Below are 17,622 nucleotides of genomic sequence, written 5' to 3' on the forward strand. Positions count from 1 at the left end.
TTATTTGTCCTCCGAATTGTTTTTATTGCTTATTTTCAACAAATCTTCATATTTAAAAGACTTAACTTCTCCAGTTTCGTTTAATTTCACATCTAAGTAAATAATCCCGTCTTTTACATATGTTGATTGAACCTCTCCTACAAAGTTTTCATTCACTGAACCTTCCCCTTCCGAATTCTCATTTGCAAGCTCTACTTCCTTCCCTATAAGAGATGTAGCCATTCCTAGAGCTGAGTTAATCAAATTAGCATTACTAAGAGCCAATAATATATCCATATTTGTATTCATGTTCATCATCTGTTCAAGACTAGAAAATTCTGCTAATTGCGATACGTACTGAGATGGATCTTGAGGATTCAATGGATCTTGGTTAGCCATTTGAGCTACTAGAATCTTCATAAACATCTCTTTATCAACGCTACCACTAGATCTCGTATCCGATGTATTTCTACTGGTAACTGAATCATTTTTGGCAATACCCAAAGATTTCGAATTTAATGAATTTAAGTTGTCCATAAACAACCTCCTTATTTAAGCTAATACATCTAGTCTATCTTCAGTGTTTTCCTCTTTGATACTTTTGACTTCTGTACTTAATTCTTCTTTATCATCACGATTATATTGTCTGTGATTTTCTTCTCGATACTTTTCTCTATCAAAATCTTTTTTAGACAAATCAAATTGTTGAGAGCCTTGATCAGATACATTTACATTTATTTCCTTTATATTTATATTTAGAGATTCAAGATGTTGTTTCAAATCAAGAGTGTTTTTATTGACCAATTCATACACACTTTTGTTTGTCACAGTAATTATTCCGATCATTTCTCCATCTTTTTTTGATAACTTGATATTCATTTCACCTAATTCATCTGGTTTTAGTCTTATCGTCATCTGCTCTAAACCATTAAACTTTATATATTTAAAAGCTTTGACTATATCTTGTTGGGTATTCGTACTAGTTATATACGATGTTATTTTATCACCTGACATGTCTCTAACTTCCAAATCGTTATTTTGTGATAAATTATTTAAATTGTGTTTTGCTTCAACATCAAAACTAAATTCTGTATTCAAATTTTTATTGAAGGAATTCAGGTTTGCAATTTTTTCTAATACGCATACACTTTCACTTTTAGGAACTTTCTCAGTTACTAAAGTTTGTTTTTTTATATCAAGTAGATCTAAAAAATTATCTTTATCTTCTGAGAAAGTGCCTTCAAAATTATCAAATCCTGTACTTTTTGATATTTCTTTATTATTACCCTTGATAATATCTAGAAGTTTTTTTACTTCTAGATTGTCAGTATCTTTGTTCATCAAATCAGTTAATCCTTCAAGTTGATTAAAATCTTTACCAAGATAGTTAACACTATCTTGTTGATTGACCATATCTTTCATACTTCCATCTGAAAATATAGAATTAATAGTATTAATTATTGTTTCTAAATCTCCTTGATCTATGGATTTATTCAATTTGATGTTACCAATAAAGTCATTTAATTTATTAATATCAATTGTATTTGCATCATTTAAATGTTCCGTCATCTCACATAGTAAGCCTTCTAAGAATGAGTAGAGATCTCTGTAATCTAAATCATCTATGTTTTTCTTTTCAGGCTCTTGTTCATCAATGTGTCCACTTTTTTTATCCGTTTTTTTATCTACACTTTTTAGTTTATCGTTAAACTTATCTTCTGTTCCTATATTATCTTTAGATTTTGAATATGTACCTGTTACTTTATTTTCACTGAAGTCAATAGATTTACAGTTAAAATCTAGTTTCATATAACACCTCTTAAGCATCTTTATACTGTTTCTCTTCTCCTAATGAAATTTAAAATAGCATATTCATCATTTTCGATTTGCTCTTTTAAATTTTGTTCCTTTTTATACGATGTATATTTATTTTCTTTAAGCTTTTCAAGAGATTTTACTTCGATTCTCCTCTCTATCAACTTATGTTTATTTGTTTCAACTTCTTTTGCAGATTTATTAAGTTTTTCATTTGTATCCTTTATAGAGTCATCAAGTAATGTTATGTAACTTCTAGTTAACTTTTGTGATACCCTATCACCATCAATCTGCATATTCATATATTTATGGTAGCTTTTTTCTAAATTTATTAATTGTTCTTCAATATCTTTTTTCTTTGTCTGAGATTGAACGAGCTGAATCTCAGCTTCTTTCTCAATATCAATCTTTATATCTAAAACTTTTTGAAGTTTAAATTTAAATTTTTTGTCCATATTTTTCACCTTATCGTTACATATTTTCAATTAATAACTAAGTGTCATTTTAAGTTTTATGTTTAAAATAACGATAATTGGGCATTAATGTTTTATAGCTTCAATTATTAATTTGTAGCTAACAGGATAGATTAATATAAATATTAATTTGTTCTGTCTGTCGATATTCCGCAATGTGCTATTTGCTTTAGATACTGTATTCATATCTTCCTTGTATATAATATCTTTATAGCTTTTCATACCAATTTAACATCTTGCGGAGTATCGATTACCTTTTTTAACATAAAATAATATTATTTTTAATATCAATCTAATCCATACCTTCTTACTCATTATGTGTATTTTTTTGTTCTAATACCGCTTTCAACTCCATCATAGCACTCTCAAATGTGCATTTTTCGTCAGTTCCTTGTTTTAAGAAGGCTATAATTGGATCATGAAATTCTATGGCTTTATCTATCTTTTTGTTAGAACCAGGGGTATATGCACCTATGTTAATAAGTTCCTCTGCTTCCCTATAATCAGATAATATACTTCTAGCCATTGAAACAATTTCTAAATATTTTTTATCAACGATATCATTCATTAGTCTACTTATACTATTCAAAACATCTATGGCTGGATATTGATTCTTATGAGCAAGCTCCCTAGATAGTATTATATGCCCATCTAAAATACCTCTTGTAGTATCTGCAATAGGCTCATTGAAGTCATCTCCATCTACTAATACTGTATAAAATGCTGTTATAGATCCTTTATCCGAAGTCCCTGTTCTCTCCATAAGTTTTGGTAGCATTGCAAATACAGAAGGCGTATAACCTTTTTGAGCAGGTGGCTCTCCTATTGCTATGCCTACTTCTCTTTGTGCCATAGCAAATCTAGTTACTGAATCCATCATAAGAATAACTTTTTTTCCTTGATCCCTAAAATACTCTGCAATTGCAGTAGCAGTTAGTGCTCCTTTTAACCTAAGCAACGGTGGCTTATCCGATGTTACGCATACGACAACAGACTTTTTCATTCCTTCTTCCTTTAGGTCGTTTTCAATAAAGTCTCTTACCTCTCTGCCTCTTTCTCCGATTAATGCAATTACATTTACGTCTGCACATGCATTTTTAGCTATCATAGCCATCGTAGTACTTTTACCCACGCCACTACCAGCAAAAATACCAATCCTTTGACCTTCTCCACATGTTGTGAAAGTATCAATAGCTTTTATTCCAGTCGTCATTATATTTTTTATTTTTTTTCTTTTCATTGGATCTGGCGGCTCATTATTTAAATTGTACCTATCACCCATACCACTGAGATCAGTACCATCTAATGGGTTTCCTAAACCATCTAAAACTTTACCCAGCATTTTATCACTACAAACAACGCTGAGAGGAATCCCCTTTGAAACAACCTTACACCCTGGAGATATTAAAGAAAGTTCGCCTAGAGGCATTAGTATAACCACTTCGCTTTTAAACCCAACTGCTTCACAATTTATAGGCTGATTTAGTTTGTTGTATATAACACACAGCTCACCTACAAATGCCTTAATTCCTTCTACTTCAACTGTAAGTCCAATTATCTTTTTTACCTTACCTTCAGAAATAGTTAACTCTAAATTATTTACAACTTTACTAACTTTTTTAAAATCTATGTCAATAAACTGTTCTTCCATTATGCATTTCCTCCTAAAAGCTCTTCTTTTAGTTTGCTTATTGCACAGTCAATGCCTAATATAACTCGTCCATTTTCTCTCTCTATAACTGCATTGCCCTTATCTAAGCAATCATCAGCTACAACAAAAATGTTTCTACCAAGTGGTAGTTCACTCTTCCAAGATTTTAAATCTTCCCTTATTGAATCTTCATAGTACGAATTACACTTAATAATGAAAGTAGAACCTTGCTCGTACTCTGAAATAATGTGTTTTAATAGCTCATTCATAGATTCTCTATCTTCAAACCTTTTTCTCAACACTGAACTAGCTATATCAATTGCTAAATTAATTACATCTTTATTTTTCTCTTTTAGATAAGATATAAATTCAATATTTGATCTAAACAATATGGCATCAGCTTCGTTTTTTATAACTGAAGCCTCTTCTTTAGCTTTGTCTACATATTCAGTATATGCCTCTTTATATCCATCTTCGTATCCATTTTTTTTTCCTTGATCATAACCTTTTATATATGCATCTTTTTCTATATCTTTGGCTTTTAATCTAGCTTCTTCAATAATCTGTTCCTTTAGTTCATTCAATTTCTGCTTATAATCCTCTATGTTCTCGTTAAAGACGTCTTCAGACTGGCTACTGCCTATATCCTTTTCAACATAAAAATGAGATAAACTAAGTTTTCCCTTACTTTCAGCAGATTTACTTTTAATTACTCTATCTGATAAAATCATCTTTAGAATTCCTTATTATGTTGATTGAACCTTCTTTTTCAAGCTTCCTTACAATATGTACAATATTTTGTTGCGCTAACTCAATTTGGGAGCTTTTTACTGTGCCAAGAAGCTCAATTTCTTCCTTTAAAGCTTCCGCAGCTCTACTCGATTGATTTTGATATATTATCTCAATAATCTCGTCTTTTGCGTCTTTAAGAGCAAATGCTATATCACGCATCTTAACCTCTTTTAATACTTTCTGAATACTTGTTTTATCTAATTTAACCAAATCTTCAAACACAAACATATTTTCTCTAATTTTTTCCGCTAATTCCGAATCTTCGTTTTCTATTTTTTCTAGTAGAAATTTTTCCGTCCTTCTATCTACATTGTCTAGAATATCTACTAGTGCAACAACTCCACCGGCTGTTTCGCTTTCACTATTATTAATAGATTTAAGCTTTCTAGTTAAGCTCTCTTCTATTATTTTAATAACTTCTATTGGAACAGAGGAATCATTACCTATTTTTACAGCTACTTCCTTTTGAAGTTGCAATGGTAATTCAGCCATAACTGCTGCTGCTTTTTGTGGTTGTATATTAGCAAGTGTAATTGCAATAGTTTGAGGATTTTCATCCATTAGAACATTTATTAGACTAGGTGTATCCGATTTCCTAACTGCTAAAAATGGTTTTTGTTTAGCATCCTGAATTATCCCTTCTAATAGTTGCTCTGCCTTTTCATCTCCTAATGCTTTGCTAAGTAAACTTTTTGCATACGACATGCCACCAGCTATATCGAAATCCTTTGCCTTATTTACCTCTATAAACTCCTTCAATACTTGCCTTCTCTCTTTAGAAGATATATGGTGAATATTTGCGATCTCTAATCCAATTTTTTGAATTTGTTCATCAGGTAAATCTTTTATAACTTCATTAGAAGCTTCTGGCCCCAATGTCATCAATAAAATAGCTGCTTTTCTTATTCCAGCTTCTTTATATTCTTCTTCTATATCACTCATATCAAAAGCACTTATGTCATTTTTCTCTTCGTTCAAAGGTATCACCCCTATTACTCATTTAACCAAGTCTTAATTATTTCTGTTACTTGATCAGGCTTATCTGATGCATACAATCTTACTTCATCTTCTAATGATAAATCCTCATCATCTACTATGCGATTAGCTCTCCCTACAGTAGCATCAAACTTCGATGATTGTTGTTCATTGGTTATATTGTCATAATATTCATCATCGTATTCATCTTCATTTTTCTTTTTATTTTTTCTGATTACTAAGAAGTAAAGTGCCGCTAATGTTATCAGAGAAGTAACAATAAAAATTCCTATTGCAACTAACTTAGCCTTTAGTTCCTGTGCTTTTATCTCAGCTATTTCTTTTTTAGCTTCAGCCTTTCCTTCCGGATCAAATTCCATAGAAGTAACAAAGATGTCGTCTCCTCTTTTTTTATCAAGGCCTATCGCATTATAAACAATATCCTCTACATCATAAAGAACAGCTTTTTTAACTTTTCCATCTACTACAATAGATGTAGTAAGCCTCTGAAGTTCTCCTGGAGCCTTAATAGTATGCGTTTCTGTTTTACCGGTTTCGTATTCATAACTTTCTTCCAAAGATTCTTCTTTATTGTTTGTGTTATTATTTATAGCATTAGTCATATTATCATCAACAAGACCCGCGTTATTGACGCCTCCTTGAGATGTATTCTTCATTTTAGTCTCTTTTATAGCAACTTTATTTGGATCTATTTTTATTTCAGTTTGCTCTACAGAGTCAAAATTTAGATCAGCATTTACAGTAGCCTTTACTTTGCCTTTACCAAATATTGGCTCTAAAATATTTAGAATTGACTTTTCTAGTTCTAAATTTAAAGCACTCTCTGCTTCTTTAGCCTCTTTGATATTGGTATTTATACCTGTTTTATTTGTTTTATCTCCCGCAACAAAAAGTCCTTCAGACAATAGATTCATCTTATCATCAATCACTTCAACGTTTTCCTTAGCCATATTATCTACACTTCCCGATACCAATGAAACAATAGATTTAACTTGATTTTCATCAAGGCTAGTTCCTCGTTTTAAGATTATATATACGGCTGCTTTACCAGGTTCTGATTCTTTTTCAAATACAGATTTTTCTCCTGGCGTTATATGAACTCTTGCTCCATCAACCTGTGGAAAGCTTTTTATTGTTTTCTCTATTTCCCCTTGGAGCATTCTCTGCTTCTTAAGTCTAAACTCTTCATCAGTAAGTCCCATTGAAGATCCTTCATCCATTAGTTCAAATCCAACTGAGCCATTTGTCAATTCAGGCGCTAATTCAAGTCTAAGTTTATCAACCTGATCTTTAGGAACATACACAGTATTTCCTTTTATCTTAGTTTTAACACCGTCAGACTCCAGATTTTCAACTATTTCAGCTGCATCCTGCGCATCTATATCAGAAAATAAAACTGCGTATTTATTTTTATTCATAAACATAATAGTAAACACAACTGCTAGTAAAACTGCTAAAGCGCTTGTACATATTGCTATTTTGACGCCTTTTTTAGAAGATTTAAATTTTTGAATTAGAGGATCAATTTTATTTTTAATTCTGTCTTTGATGCTAACTTTCATGGTATACTCCTCTACCCAAAGTTCTATATTTGTACTTTATACATTTCTTGGTATGCATCATAAATTTTATTTCTTACCTCTATAAGAAGTTGCATTGAAATTTGTGCTTCTTGCCCTGCTAACATAACTTCATGCATAGATACATTTTCACCTTTAATAAACTGTTCTGTTTTTTCACCCGATACAACTTGATATTCATTAACTTTATCAAGAGCATCTGTTAAGATATTTGTAAAATTAGATTTTTCTACCTCAACATTATTTTTTTGTTGTGTATTTCCAATATTATCCGCTATATTTGTCACTTGTGTAACATTATTTAACTGATTTGCATCAATTACTGGCATATATATAACCTACTTTCCTATCTCCAACGCTTTTGATATTATTGTCTTCTGCGCGTTTAATGTATCCACATTAGATTCATATGATCTCGAAGCTGCTATTAAGTTTGACATTTCAACAAGTATATCAACATTAGGATATTCTACATAACCTTGTTCATCAGCATCTGGATGTGTTGGATCGTACACTTTTCTTAAATCAGATTTATCTTCAACAATTTCAGTAGCCTTTACACCTAACATTCCCAAATTATTGTCATAATTTTCTTCAAACATAGCTACTTTTCTTCTATACGCCTCTCCATTGGCACCTCGTGTAGTGCTTATATTGGCTACATTGGACGAAATAACATCCATTCTTAACCTTTCTGCAGACAGGCCACTTGCACTTATCCTTAATCCACTAAACACACTCATTTAGTTATTTTCCTCCTATAATACTTTTCATCATAGATAATTTGCCATTTGCCATTGTGACAAGTGCGCTATACTGTAAAGTTGTAGCTGCTTGATTTACCTTTTCCGACTCAATATCTACATTGTTTTTATCAATTCTCATAGATCTTGATCTATCAACTTTAACCTCTATTTTTGGCGTCTTGCTATCAAGCGTATCTTCAAAAGTTACATATCGCCTTTTATAACCTGTAGTGTTAATATTTGCAATATTATTTGCAATTGTCTGACTCCTTAGATTCGATGCATCCAGGCCAAGTTTTATTAACCCATAAGTTTCCATTTATCGCCCTCCTTTTTAAATTTATTTTAAATTATTATCTAAGTTTATATTTAAAGTGCAAGTTTTCTTAATAATAATTCTCATATTATTATATCATTTTGATATTTATTTTTGGTAAATTTTTATATTTTTAGATATTTTATGTAATATATTCATCAATTCACTTACATTAAATCGTTTTATAAAATTTACTTATAATTTAATTTTTTAAAACATTTAATTAAAACTATACACTTATTAAATCTCTATTACTTATTAAATATTTTATATTATGAATAGTATCTTCATTTGTTATATCCATAGATAACGCTCTTTTAAAAACTTGGTCCGCTCTTTTAAAATCTCCATTAATGATTGACAGTATTCCCTCTATATTTAACACTCTAATATTTTCTGCAAATTTATTTGAATATTCTAATAAAAGAGTGTTTGCAGATTGAATTTCTCCATTATTAATCATATTTTCAATGTTGTCTAAAAATAGATTTCTAAGATCTTTGATTTCGACTTTCTCTCTAAGATCTTCTTGTAATTCATCTATTATAAGCTTAATGGCTCTTTTATATCTAGGATACTCATATAAAATTGATTCTAATTCTTTTATAGATATGTAATCTTTAGATCTATAATTCTCATTAAAAATTTTGAATTCTATTACAAATCTATCTAAATCATTATTTACATATAACTTTAATTCTTCATCACTAAAGTCCTTATATACACTTCTTAAATATTGATAAGCATACATTATATAGTAATAAAATAGTTGCTTATATCTATTGTCATATAGTGATCCATTCTCCAGTAATACTTTAGATATAACTCTATATATTCTAATGTACTTGATGTCAGAAGTAATTGGTTGGCTGATTATAAAATTATACAGCACAATAGACATATCCTTATTATGGATTAACACATGTTGCATATATTTTTCGATCCAAACTAAGTCAAAATCAAAGAAGATATCTATCAGATTAAGCCCATTGCACAAAGCTGTATTTATAAGAGGACTGTACATAGTATTTTTCTCATGTTTTAATATATTTTTACAATCTTCAACAGTCAGATATTGGTTAAATCTAATTTTATTTAATCTACCATAATTATCATTAAAGTATGATAATTTTTCGTACATTATTTTTTTATCTTCTTCTTTTAAAGTCCTTATGAAAACCTCAAGATTTTCATAAAAGATATTTTTTTCTAATTTAGAATTAGGTATCTCTGAATAATATTCTAATATATCATCAATTTTGTTTATTTTTTCCAACGATGCAAACACTAATTTATATACATCCTTTTTATTTTCAAAATCTTCTATATTATTATATTTTTCAATTACTTTATCATAGTCTTCATATGCATAGTGTATTTGTATAAGCTCAATTATAACGTTATCTCGATTTGCTGAAGTAGCATTATCTGTAAGCATATCATTTGCTTGTGTACTAAGTTCATAGTTATCTAATAAATATAGATATCTATCATAATAAAGTATAGCTTTCTCCATATTACCCAAATTTCTCTGAGCTTTTCCCAGGAAATAATATATATCTATATTATTTTTATCTTCATCTATGTACTTCAGACAAATTTCTTCACACTTTTTGTACTTACCGTTTATCAAATACATCCATACTAAAGTCGACGTTATATATCCTGGTATACTTATGCCTTTTTCACTCTTATATATACTGTATGATTTTTCAATATACTCAAGTGCTTCTCTGTCTTTTTTTTCAGCCATAAAATTTTTACCAAGCTGATAATTAAGATACGGATCATTTGGATTACTCATTAATTCTTTGATTAAAATTTCGTAATTTCTTTTAATCTTATTCATTTTGAATTCTTCGTCAATGTATAAATAACCAAAGTGGTCAAACTTAGCTATCTTTCTAAAAAGAGGTTCTTCAAAAACTGGCTGTTCATGAATTTTACCAGTATATTTAAATCCATCTCGTCTAAAAAATCTAACTAGCTCTACAGAGGTCTCATAATTACTCTGCTCTGATTTTCCATTAACGATATTGTTTATTTCTACTGAGGCGGAATTATATATTTTATGCATGTCGCTTCTAAAAAACTCTATTAAGCTATTGGATTCAGTGAGAACTTCATCTGCATCGATAACAAGTAACCATTCACCTGATGCATAAGATATTGATATATTTCTCATACATCCAAAATCATCCTTCCATTTACAAAAATATATTTTATCTGTAAATGTTTTCGCTATCTCCACAGTTTTGTCTGTAGATCCCGTATCAAGTATTATGATCTCGCTATCGATAGAATCTGTTAAAGGCTTTAAGGCATTTAATGTTTGCTGAAGAAATCGCTCTTCATTTTTTACCATCATTACTATACTTAGTAACATAAGCCACATCCTTTCATCCATAAATTGATACACATTCAAACATAAAATAAAGGGAATGTCTCAAAATTGATCGATTGACTAAATTCTGCATACAAATCTAAGAAACGAAAAGATAGTCTAATTTTCAACATCAATCAATTTTTTGGAATACAACCTTGAAAAAAACTTAGAGAAATATATTAATTAATCTAAATACATTCTAAAAATAAAAGGCTTTTATACAAACAAAGTCATGAGACATTAGCCCATGACTTATTAAAATACTTTATATTTTTATCTCCCTAAGCCATCCTCATGGGTTGACCCAACAAAATCAATCGACAATCTGATAAGAAAAGTATCCCGCTCGTACTATTTGTATGGAGCAAATCCGATAAATCAATCAATTTTGAGACAGCCCCTTTAATAAAAAAATTTCAAATTATTAGTTTAATAATTGTAATATACTTTGTGGTTGTTGGTTAGCCTGCGCTAACATTGATTGAGACGCTTGTGCTAATATGTTAAGTTTAGATAATTGAACCATTTCACTAGCTACATCTGTATCTCTTATTCTAGATTCTGCAGCAGATATGTTCTCTACAGTATTAGATAAGTTTGATTGTGTTGATTCAAGTCTATTTTGTTGTGCACCTAAAGTAGATCTTGCAGTATTTACTTTAGCAAGAGCAGCATCGATGCTTGACATCATTGTTCTAGCAGCAGTAGTTCCGTCTGAAGTCCCCGCTTTCATAGATGCTATTGCGCCTGAAGTTATACCAGCATCACTCATTATACTAGCAGTGTTCACTAAGCTTACGTTGATTTGGTTGTTGCTTGATCCAGTTGATCCAACTTGTAAACTTATCTCTGTATTAGTGCCATCTAATAACTGTTTTCCATTGAACTCAGTAGTTTTAGACATTCTAGTTAATTCGTCATTTAATTGAGTCAATTCGTTTGCTATTTTTTCTCTTTCGTCAGCTGTATTAGTTTCATTGGCCGCTTGAACAGATAATTGAGACATTCTTTTTAGAATATTTCCTGTCTCTTCTAAAGCACCTTCTGCAGTTTGTACAACAGAAATCCCATCTTGTACATTTAGTCCCGCTTGATTTAAACCTTTAATTTGATTTCTCATCTTTTCAGATATCGCTAAACCTGCTGAATCGTCAGCAGCTCTTTTGATTCTTAGTCCAGAAGATAATTTCTCCATAGATCTACTTTGCAAAGCCGTATTCTTGTTCATTTGATTGTTTGCTATTAAAGCATTTACGTTGTTGTTAATTCTCATTTTATTTACCCTCCATAGTTTTTGTCGACATCCTTGTCATAAAATATAATCCGCATATTGTAAGTTTATAATGACTTACAATATTATAATCGTCCAAAATATACAAAACTTTATACTTTTTTATCAAAAATATCAATTTTATTTCTAAAAGTTTTTGAATATACGATATTTCCTTGTTTTTTGTAGTTATATTTTATTAGTTCTTGTTTTAATTTGTCTATTTTAGAATTAAATAGTTCTTTTATCTTATCATCTAATGTATTTATTTTTTTTAAATAGTAAATTTCAATAAATTCACCTTTATCTGTTTCATCTATTGTATCCAATAGTAATTTTCTATCGTCTAATTTATCATCTATTTGTATATAATTTTCTTTTTCTAGCAATTCTATCAATTCAAGCGACTTCTTTTCATATATCAAAATTTTCTCTTCTATATTTTTCATAGGTACTATACCTGATTAAAATAATTCATTTGTGCGTTGTATTTATTTAAAGTCGCTTCAAGGTTTGCAAATTGAGCATATAATTGACTTTCTCTATCTTTCATCTTTTCAATTAATCTATTAATAACCTGCTCTTGCTCGTTTATTTCTTTTGAATATAAATTGTTTGCACTTGTAGCTGATTTATCTATTCCGGATTTTTTAGCTAATATAGATGTCGAACTTCCAGAGTATTCAAAAAGAGTATCTTTTACTTTTTCAAATAGTCCTTTTTTATTAGAACTTCCAACTAATAATTCTTTAACTTTATCACCATTTTGCTCAAGAGCTTGTCGAAATTTTTCTTCATCAAAGTCAATTTGACCTCTCTTGTTATAATCTTCAGCTACTGTTAGACCCATATCTGATAGATTAAAACCAAGTTCATGTATATTACCAAATATATCATCATTTAGATCATCAACAAACTTTCTAAGCTCATCATCATTTCTAAGTACACCTGCTTTTGCCTTTTGTTCCCATAACTCTATTTCTTTTTCGCTCATTTCCTTCTTTTGTTCCTCTGTTAGAGGGGGATAGTCCTTTGATTTTTTTTGTATCACAAGAGAGTATGTCTTATCCAATAAAGCGTTATACTCTTTAACAAAATTTTTCATATTATCTACAGCACTAGTGCTGTCTACAATAGATGTAAGTTTTGATTCTCCAACTGAATTTACATTATATGAAATATTATCTATAGTAAAGTTGTTTTTGCTTTCGTCTAATGTTCTTATAACCTTTCCTGTCGTTATATCGATAACTTCGCCCTCAAGATTCTTGCCATTTGATGTGTATACTCCATTGACACTTGCTCCTAGATCTTTAAGGTCTGTAGTTGTTGTATCAGAAACGATATTTTCTATAAAATCTCCACCAATATCAAACTTTGAATTTTTACCTTCTTCAGTTCCAGAAATTATTAGCTCTCCACGCATTTCGTTGAAACTCGCTTTTATACTTCCGTCCCCCTCAAAGGCTTTATTTATCTTATCTGCAATATCCTTCTCAGAATCCGATGATTCTACATTAATGTCTTTTCCGTTTATAGTAATCGTATTTGCTCCAGATGATATTTGTTTTTTTATAGATTCTAAACTGATTGAGACCTTTGGAGGTTCAGCAACTTGAGAAATAACAAAATTATAATTAATCTTATCTGTGCCGGATCCCGATGTAGCTGTTATTACATCTGAATTTGAGCTGTTAATTTTCATACTCGAATAGTTTTTATCAGTTAATAAATTACTACTTGATGTCATACTAAAATATTTGTCGTAAAGAGACTTTGCGTCTTTAATTATATCTCTGTATATCTCCTGTTTCCATTTAGTTAACTGTTGGTTTTGCTTAGCTTTATCAACTTGTTCTTGATTTGATACTAACATATCCTTTATAATTTTTTCGGTATCTATTCCGCTACCAGATAGCCCTGTTATCCTAACTGGGTTTATACTTGCCATAAAAAAACCTCCTCTAAGCCCTAGCCTTTTCGTCTACTTCATACCATAAATCTCTTATTTGTTCTATAAGCGGTAATAACTTGTCTAGTACTTTTGCATCTTTCTTGATGTTTGCCTTCATCAACTCTTGTCTTATAAATTCATATACATCGTATATATCTTCTGTCCAACCACCCGCACTTGTATCTAGTGTGGACATAAGCTCTATAAATATATTTTGTACTCTAACTAGTTCTAAATGTGCTTTAGTTATATTTTTATCAAGAATTGCAAGTCTTGCTATTTTTGTATACTTTACAGCACCGTCTAAAAGCATCAAAAGCAATTTATTTCTAGTCGCTGTATTTACTTCGTTTTGTTTGTATGTATTAAATGGATTAGATTGATTCATATTTTCCCTCACAATGTCTTTACTTTAATAAATTTGAAAGATTTGATTTCTTACTTATAGCCTTAATATTTTCTTCTTTAATTTTTTCGTATATTTCTTTTCTTAGTATACTTATATCTTTCGGTGCTGATATTCCTAGCTTTACTGTGTTATTATCAACACTTATAACTTTGATTTCTATATCATCACCAAGTAGTATTGTCTCATCTGTTTTTCTAGAGATTACTAACACTATATATCACCCCTTAAATTAAAAGGTGCTTTTATATCGTACTTATCATTTTGTATTACAATTTGAGAGGCTAATTTATTCTTAATATTTATAACTATAGGAGCTCTCATGTTTACTGTAGATGTAGCAAGACTATCACCTAAAGTTATAATATTTAGCAACAATACATCTTCTGGATTTTCTATTTCCAGCTCTTTGATATCGTTATCAGATAGTTTTATTTCATAATTATCATCCATATCAAATGGAGATATAGCTAAAAAACCTATATTTTCATCTTCTAATGAATTAACTTCTTTAAAGATACGATTTATTTCAACATCTACTATTTCAAATTCAACTAAGTTGTCAAATCCCAATAGTGGCTTTCTAAATTTAATGTCCATAATTACCTCTTTCTATATATAGTTAAGAATTGTGTTATTTAAAAACTGTGATGTTGTTTTTAGAGTTGCAGTGTATGCAAACTCAGCCTCTTTTAATTTTGTAAGTGTAGTAGCATAATCTGCATCTTGTTTTTTTGAAAGAGCTTCTTTCATGACAACTAAATCATCACCGTTTTTTTCTTTAAGAGCTTCAAAATGATTTGTCTTAGCACCATTCTGAGCCCTAGCTCCAGATATATTAGATATAAGTTTCTCCATCTTATCCAAGTATTCAGTAGATAGCTTTTTATCGCTATCATCTCTTACTGCAAGCTCTTTAGATAGATCATTTAAATCTTTAAACAGATCACCTGATCCAAATATATCTTTAAGTGTAGTATTATAATTTCCACTTACACCAGAACCTAGTTCAAGTTCTAAATTATTGTCCATCTTGTTAGGATCTAGATTATCACTAATCTTTATTGTTATTGCTCCAGTTATTTGATCTACTTCATAAGTAACTGGTGCTTCATCAGTATCTGTTCCTGAGAATATATAATCTCCCCCATGTGATGTATTTAGAGCATCAACCATTTGTTTCATCAGGGTGTCTATATTATTTTTTATTTTATCCATATCCTCATCTGTATGAATTCCATTGCCACTTTCTATTAGAAGCTTCTTAATGTCTGATGTTATTTTCCCTAATTGATCAAGTGCATTATCAGTTTGGTTCATCCATTCTATTCCTTCATCGCAGTTTTTTTCAAACTGTTCGACTGATTTTACTTCATTTCTCATGTTCAAAATTCTAGCTGTATTAAATGGATCATCTGAAATTTTATTAACTTTTCTCCCAGTCGCTATACGCTGATTTTCTTTGTCCACTCTTTGAAGATTATTTTGTATAGAATTTAAATGGTTTGTATTCATCATGCCGTTACTAATTCTCATATAATGCCTCCCTATCGTATAATTCCATTTATGACAACATCCAAAAGCTGATCTACTGTTGATAAAACTTTTGCGCTCGCTGTGTATGAATGATTTAGCTGTATTAGGTTAATCATTTCCTCATCCATAGAAACTCCGGAAACACTCATTCTAAATCCGTCTATTTCAGTTAGTAGACCCCTTTGATTCTTTTCATCCTGTTTAACTTTACTAGAATCTATTCCTACTCTCTCCGCAAAATTATTATAAAAGTTATTTATAGTGATTTCTTCACCATTTATATTAAACTTTTGATTTTGTATATTCCCAACTGCAGTAGCTTGTTCAGATGTAATATCTATCAAGTATGGATTATTTTTTATGGTTTCTTCCACACTTATCAATTTATCAGTTGGTGGATTTCCCTTTTCAAAAAAAGTTCCACCGTATGCATCATTTACTTTATCTACTATAGTATCAGATAAAACTTTAATATCATCCATATACTCTGATAATTTAGTATCCATATCATGGTAGCCTTGAAGTGACCCAGATACATTTACTCCATTCTTAAAAGCTTCATCTAGTTCTGCTCTATCTAGCTTTCCATCTGATATCATAGCTGCAACATCTTTATCTTGAATGTCCAATTTAGAACTAAGCTCATCTAATATTTTGTCTTTTTCATCTAGTAAAGTATTTGGATCAGATCCACTAGCATTAACTAAATCAATCTGTCTTTCTATTTCTTTCAAAGAATCCAACATGCCGTTAATCTGCTCTATTTCAGAATCTAAATTTCCGCTGATGCCCTCTTTTAAATTATTAAGCTTATTGTAAGAGTCACTTAGAGCATTTGCTAAATCTAAACCTTTTTCCACTACTAGATTCTTACTACTTTTACTAGATGTATTTTTTGACAACTCTCCCCATCCTGTGAAAAAGTCTTTAATCTTCGATGAAATACCGTAATCACTAGGCTCCTTTATAATTGTTTCTATACCATTGTAGTAATCATATTTCACATTAGTCATACCGTAGTTATGAACTTCACTTCTATATTGGTGGTCGTAAAATGCATTTCTAGCTCTAGTAATAGCTGAAATTCCTGCACCCGTACCTACTTGACCATTGTTTGTTATATTACTTCTCGATGGAGTATAAAGTGCACCAGATGATACTATCTCAGCTCTCTGTCTTGAGTATCCTGGAGTATTTATATTCGCAACGTTATTAGATGTTGTCTGTATCGCCTTTTGATGAACCCTCATTCCTGACTCAGAGGTTCTAAGTGTTAAAAATAATCCTGACAATGAAATCTCCCCCTATCTACTTATCTGACCTTTTGCATTATATGTGCCTACTTCTGAATTCCTTGGCTTCATAAATTCTATTACTCTTTTAGTAAAGTTTAATTCTTTTTTTATAAGTTCTACGTTAAATTCCTGTTGTCTAGACACACTTCTTAATAGTACTTTTATTTCACAATAAATATTTTTTAAAAATTCATCTTCTGTTTTTTCAATGAACTCTATAAACACACTATCTTCTCCAACTATATGCCTTCTTTTTAATTCTATGGTTGCTAAATTCTTACTTGCAGATTCTAGTTTTTTGTTTAATTTATTTAAATTTTTTATATCTTTCTTTAATATATAATCCAGCTGTAAATCAAGTAAGTTAATCATATTATCTAACTCTTCTTTTTCTTCATAAAGTACTACTTTCAAATCAGCAATCATC

Annotated in this window: 20 protein-coding genes; all 20 read right to left on the reverse strand. The window is 30.2% G+C overall.

Features of this window, described 5'->3' with window-relative positions; genetic code table 11:
- Window positions 1-516, reverse strand: a complete 516-nt coding sequence (locus tag KQI18_RS08570; RefSeq protein WP_216467378.1) for a flagellar hook assembly protein FlgD — start codon at window positions 514-516, stop codon at window positions 1-3.
- A gap of 15 nt (window positions 517-531) precedes the next feature.
- The gene (locus tag KQI18_RS08575; RefSeq protein ID WP_216467379.1) at window positions 532-1,788 is read right to left on the reverse strand and encodes a flagellar hook-length control protein FliK; all 1,257 of its coding nucleotides are present in this window, start codon (window positions 1,786-1,788) and stop codon (window positions 532-534) included.
- Between the two features lie 20 nt (window positions 1,789-1,808).
- Window positions 1,809-2,249, reverse strand: a complete 441-nt coding sequence (gene fliJ, locus KQI18_RS08580; protein ID WP_216467380.1) for a flagellar export protein FliJ — start codon at window positions 2,247-2,249, stop codon at window positions 1,809-1,811.
- A 325-nt stretch (window positions 2,250-2,574) separates the two neighbouring features.
- On the reverse strand, window positions 2,575-3,918 hold the full coding sequence (gene fliI / locus KQI18_RS08585) for a flagellar protein export ATPase FliI (RefSeq protein ID WP_216467381.1): 1,344 nt from the start codon (window positions 3,916-3,918) through the stop codon (window positions 2,575-2,577).
- Window positions 3,918-4,649 carry a flagellar assembly protein FliH gene (locus tag KQI18_RS08590; protein WP_216467382.1) on the reverse strand — a complete coding sequence of 244 codons (732 nt, stop codon included), beginning with the start codon at window positions 4,647-4,649 and terminating at the stop codon, window positions 3,918-3,920. The genes fliI and KQI18_RS08590 overlap by 1 nt, the downstream gene beginning before the upstream one ends.
- Window positions 4,633-5,688: a flagellar motor switch protein FliG gene (gene fliG / locus KQI18_RS08595; protein ID WP_236887709.1), complete on the reverse strand. Its 1,056-nt coding sequence runs from the start codon at window positions 5,686-5,688 to the stop codon at window positions 4,633-4,635. The genes KQI18_RS08590 and fliG overlap by 17 nt, the downstream gene beginning before the upstream one ends.
- A gap of 14 nt (window positions 5,689-5,702) precedes the next feature.
- A complete protein-coding gene (fliF, locus tag KQI18_RS08600) occupies window positions 5,703-7,268 on the reverse strand; it encodes a flagellar basal-body MS-ring/collar protein FliF (RefSeq protein ID WP_216467383.1) in 1,566 nt (521 codons plus the stop codon).
- Between the two features lie 23 nt (window positions 7,269-7,291).
- Window positions 7,292-7,615: a flagellar hook-basal body complex protein FliE gene (fliE, locus tag KQI18_RS08605; protein ID WP_216467384.1), complete on the reverse strand. Its 324-nt coding sequence runs from the start codon at window positions 7,613-7,615 to the stop codon at window positions 7,292-7,294.
- Between the two features lie 9 nt (window positions 7,616-7,624).
- Complete coding sequence (flgC, locus tag KQI18_RS08610; RefSeq protein WP_216467385.1) at window positions 7,625-8,029, reverse strand: flagellar basal body rod protein FlgC; 405 nt, start codon at window positions 8,027-8,029, stop codon at window positions 7,625-7,627.
- A gap of 4 nt (window positions 8,030-8,033) precedes the next feature.
- Entirely contained in the window at window positions 8,034-8,351 is a 318-nt protein-coding gene (locus tag KQI18_RS08615) for a flagellar basal body protein (RefSeq protein ID WP_216467386.1), read from the reverse strand.
- A gap of 226 nt (window positions 8,352-8,577) precedes the next feature.
- Complete coding sequence (locus KQI18_RS08620; protein WP_216467387.1) at window positions 8,578-10,734, reverse strand: glycosyltransferase family 2 protein; 2,157 nt, start codon at window positions 10,732-10,734, stop codon at window positions 8,578-8,580.
- 424 nt (window positions 10,735-11,158) lie between these two features.
- The gene (locus tag KQI18_RS08625) at window positions 11,159-12,007 is read right to left on the reverse strand and encodes a flagellin (protein ID WP_216467388.1); all 849 of its coding nucleotides are present in this window, start codon (window positions 12,005-12,007) and stop codon (window positions 11,159-11,161) included.
- A gap of 110 nt (window positions 12,008-12,117) precedes the next feature.
- Entirely contained in the window at window positions 12,118-12,453 is a 336-nt protein-coding gene (locus tag KQI18_RS08630) for a hypothetical protein (protein WP_216467389.1), read from the reverse strand.
- Window positions 12,454-12,458: 5 nt separating this feature from the next.
- Window positions 12,459-13,955, reverse strand: coding sequence for a flagellar filament capping protein FliD (gene fliD / locus KQI18_RS08635; RefSeq protein WP_216467390.1), 1,497 nt, complete (start codon window positions 13,953-13,955; stop codon window positions 12,459-12,461).
- A gap of 13 nt (window positions 13,956-13,968) precedes the next feature.
- Entirely contained in the window at window positions 13,969-14,346 is a 378-nt protein-coding gene (fliS, locus tag KQI18_RS08640) for a flagellar export chaperone FliS (RefSeq protein WP_216467391.1), read from the reverse strand.
- Between the two features lie 19 nt (window positions 14,347-14,365).
- Window positions 14,366-14,578, reverse strand: coding sequence for a carbon storage regulator CsrA (gene csrA / locus KQI18_RS08645; RefSeq protein WP_216467392.1), 213 nt, complete (start codon window positions 14,576-14,578; stop codon window positions 14,366-14,368).
- A complete protein-coding gene (locus tag KQI18_RS08650) occupies window positions 14,578-14,964 on the reverse strand; it encodes a flagellar assembly protein FliW (protein ID WP_216467393.1) in 387 nt (128 codons plus the stop codon). The genes csrA and KQI18_RS08650 overlap by 1 nt, the downstream gene beginning before the upstream one ends.
- 12 nt (window positions 14,965-14,976) lie before the next feature.
- Window positions 14,977-15,900: a flagellar hook-associated protein FlgL gene (gene flgL / locus KQI18_RS08655; protein ID WP_216467394.1), complete on the reverse strand. Its 924-nt coding sequence runs from the start codon at window positions 15,898-15,900 to the stop codon at window positions 14,977-14,979.
- An 11-nt stretch (window positions 15,901-15,911) separates the two neighbouring features.
- The gene (flgK, locus tag KQI18_RS08660; protein ID WP_216467395.1) at window positions 15,912-17,192 is read right to left on the reverse strand and encodes a flagellar hook-associated protein FlgK; all 1,281 of its coding nucleotides are present in this window, start codon (window positions 17,190-17,192) and stop codon (window positions 15,912-15,914) included.
- A gap of 12 nt (window positions 17,193-17,204) precedes the next feature.
- Window positions 17,205-17,621, reverse strand: coding sequence for a flagellar protein FlgN (locus KQI18_RS08665; protein WP_216467396.1), 417 nt, complete (start codon window positions 17,619-17,621; stop codon window positions 17,205-17,207).
- Between the last annotated feature and the right edge of the window lies 1 nt (window position 17,622).

Origin of the sequence: Metaclostridioides mangenotii (genome assembly GCF_018917235.1) — a bacterium.
Classification (GTDB): domain Bacteria; phylum Bacillota; class Clostridia; order Peptostreptococcales; family Peptostreptococcaceae; genus Metaclostridioides.

Excerpts from the sequence above, each read along its gene's own strand:
- KQI18_RS08570 (WP_216467378.1), bottom strand. The coding sequence starts at position 516 with ATGGACAACTTAAATTCATTAAATTCGAAATCTTTGGGTATTGCCAAA.
- KQI18_RS08575 (WP_216467379.1), bottom strand. The coding sequence starts at position 1,788 with ATGAAACTAGATTTTAACTGTAAATCTATTGACTTCAGTGAAAATAAA.
- fliJ (WP_216467380.1), bottom strand. The coding sequence starts at position 2,249 with ATGGACAAAAAATTTAAATTTAAACTTCAAAAAGTTTTAGATATAAAG.
- fliI (WP_216467381.1), bottom strand. The coding sequence starts at position 3,918 with ATGGAAGAACAGTTTATTGACATAGATTTTAAAAAAGTTAGTAAAGTT.
- KQI18_RS08590 (WP_216467382.1), bottom strand. The coding sequence starts at position 4,649 with ATGATTTTATCAGATAGAGTAATTAAAAGTAAATCTGCTGAAAGTAAG.
- fliF (WP_216467383.1), bottom strand. The coding sequence starts at position 7,268 with ATGAAAGTTAGCATCAAAGACAGAATTAAAAATAAAATTGATCCTCTA.
- fliE (WP_216467384.1), bottom strand. The coding sequence starts at position 7,615 with ATGCCAGTAATTGATGCAAATCAGTTAAATAATGTTACACAAGTGACA.
- flgC (WP_216467385.1), bottom strand. The coding sequence starts at position 8,029 with ATGAGTGTGTTTAGTGGATTAAGGATAAGTGCAAGTGGCCTGTCTGCA.
- KQI18_RS08615 (WP_216467386.1), bottom strand. The coding sequence starts at position 8,351 with ATGGAAACTTATGGGTTAATAAAACTTGGCCTGGATGCATCGAATCTA.
- KQI18_RS08620 (WP_216467387.1), bottom strand. The coding sequence starts at position 10,734 with ATGTTACTAAGTATAGTAATGATGGTAAAAAATGAAGAGCGATTTCTT.
- KQI18_RS08625 (WP_216467388.1), bottom strand. The coding sequence starts at position 12,007 with ATGAGAATTAACAACAACGTAAATGCTTTAATAGCAAACAATCAAATG.
- KQI18_RS08630 (WP_216467389.1), bottom strand. The coding sequence starts at position 12,453 with ATGAAAAATATAGAAGAGAAAATTTTGATATATGAAAAGAAGTCGCTT.
- fliD (WP_216467390.1), bottom strand. The coding sequence starts at position 13,955 with ATGGCAAGTATAAACCCAGTTAGGATAACAGGGCTATCTGGTAGCGGA.
- fliS (WP_216467391.1), bottom strand. The coding sequence starts at position 14,346 with ATGAATCAATCTAATCCATTTAATACATACAAACAAAACGAAGTAAAT.
- KQI18_RS08650 (WP_216467393.1), bottom strand. The coding sequence starts at position 14,964 with ATGGACATTAAATTTAGAAAGCCACTATTGGGATTTGACAACTTAGTT.
- flgL (WP_216467394.1), bottom strand. The coding sequence starts at position 15,900 with ATGAGAATTAGTAACGGCATGATGAATACAAACCATTTAAATTCTATA.
- KQI18_RS08665 (WP_216467396.1), bottom strand. The coding sequence starts at position 17,621 with ATGATTGCTGATTTGAAAGTAGTACTTTATGAAGAAAAAGAAGAGTTA.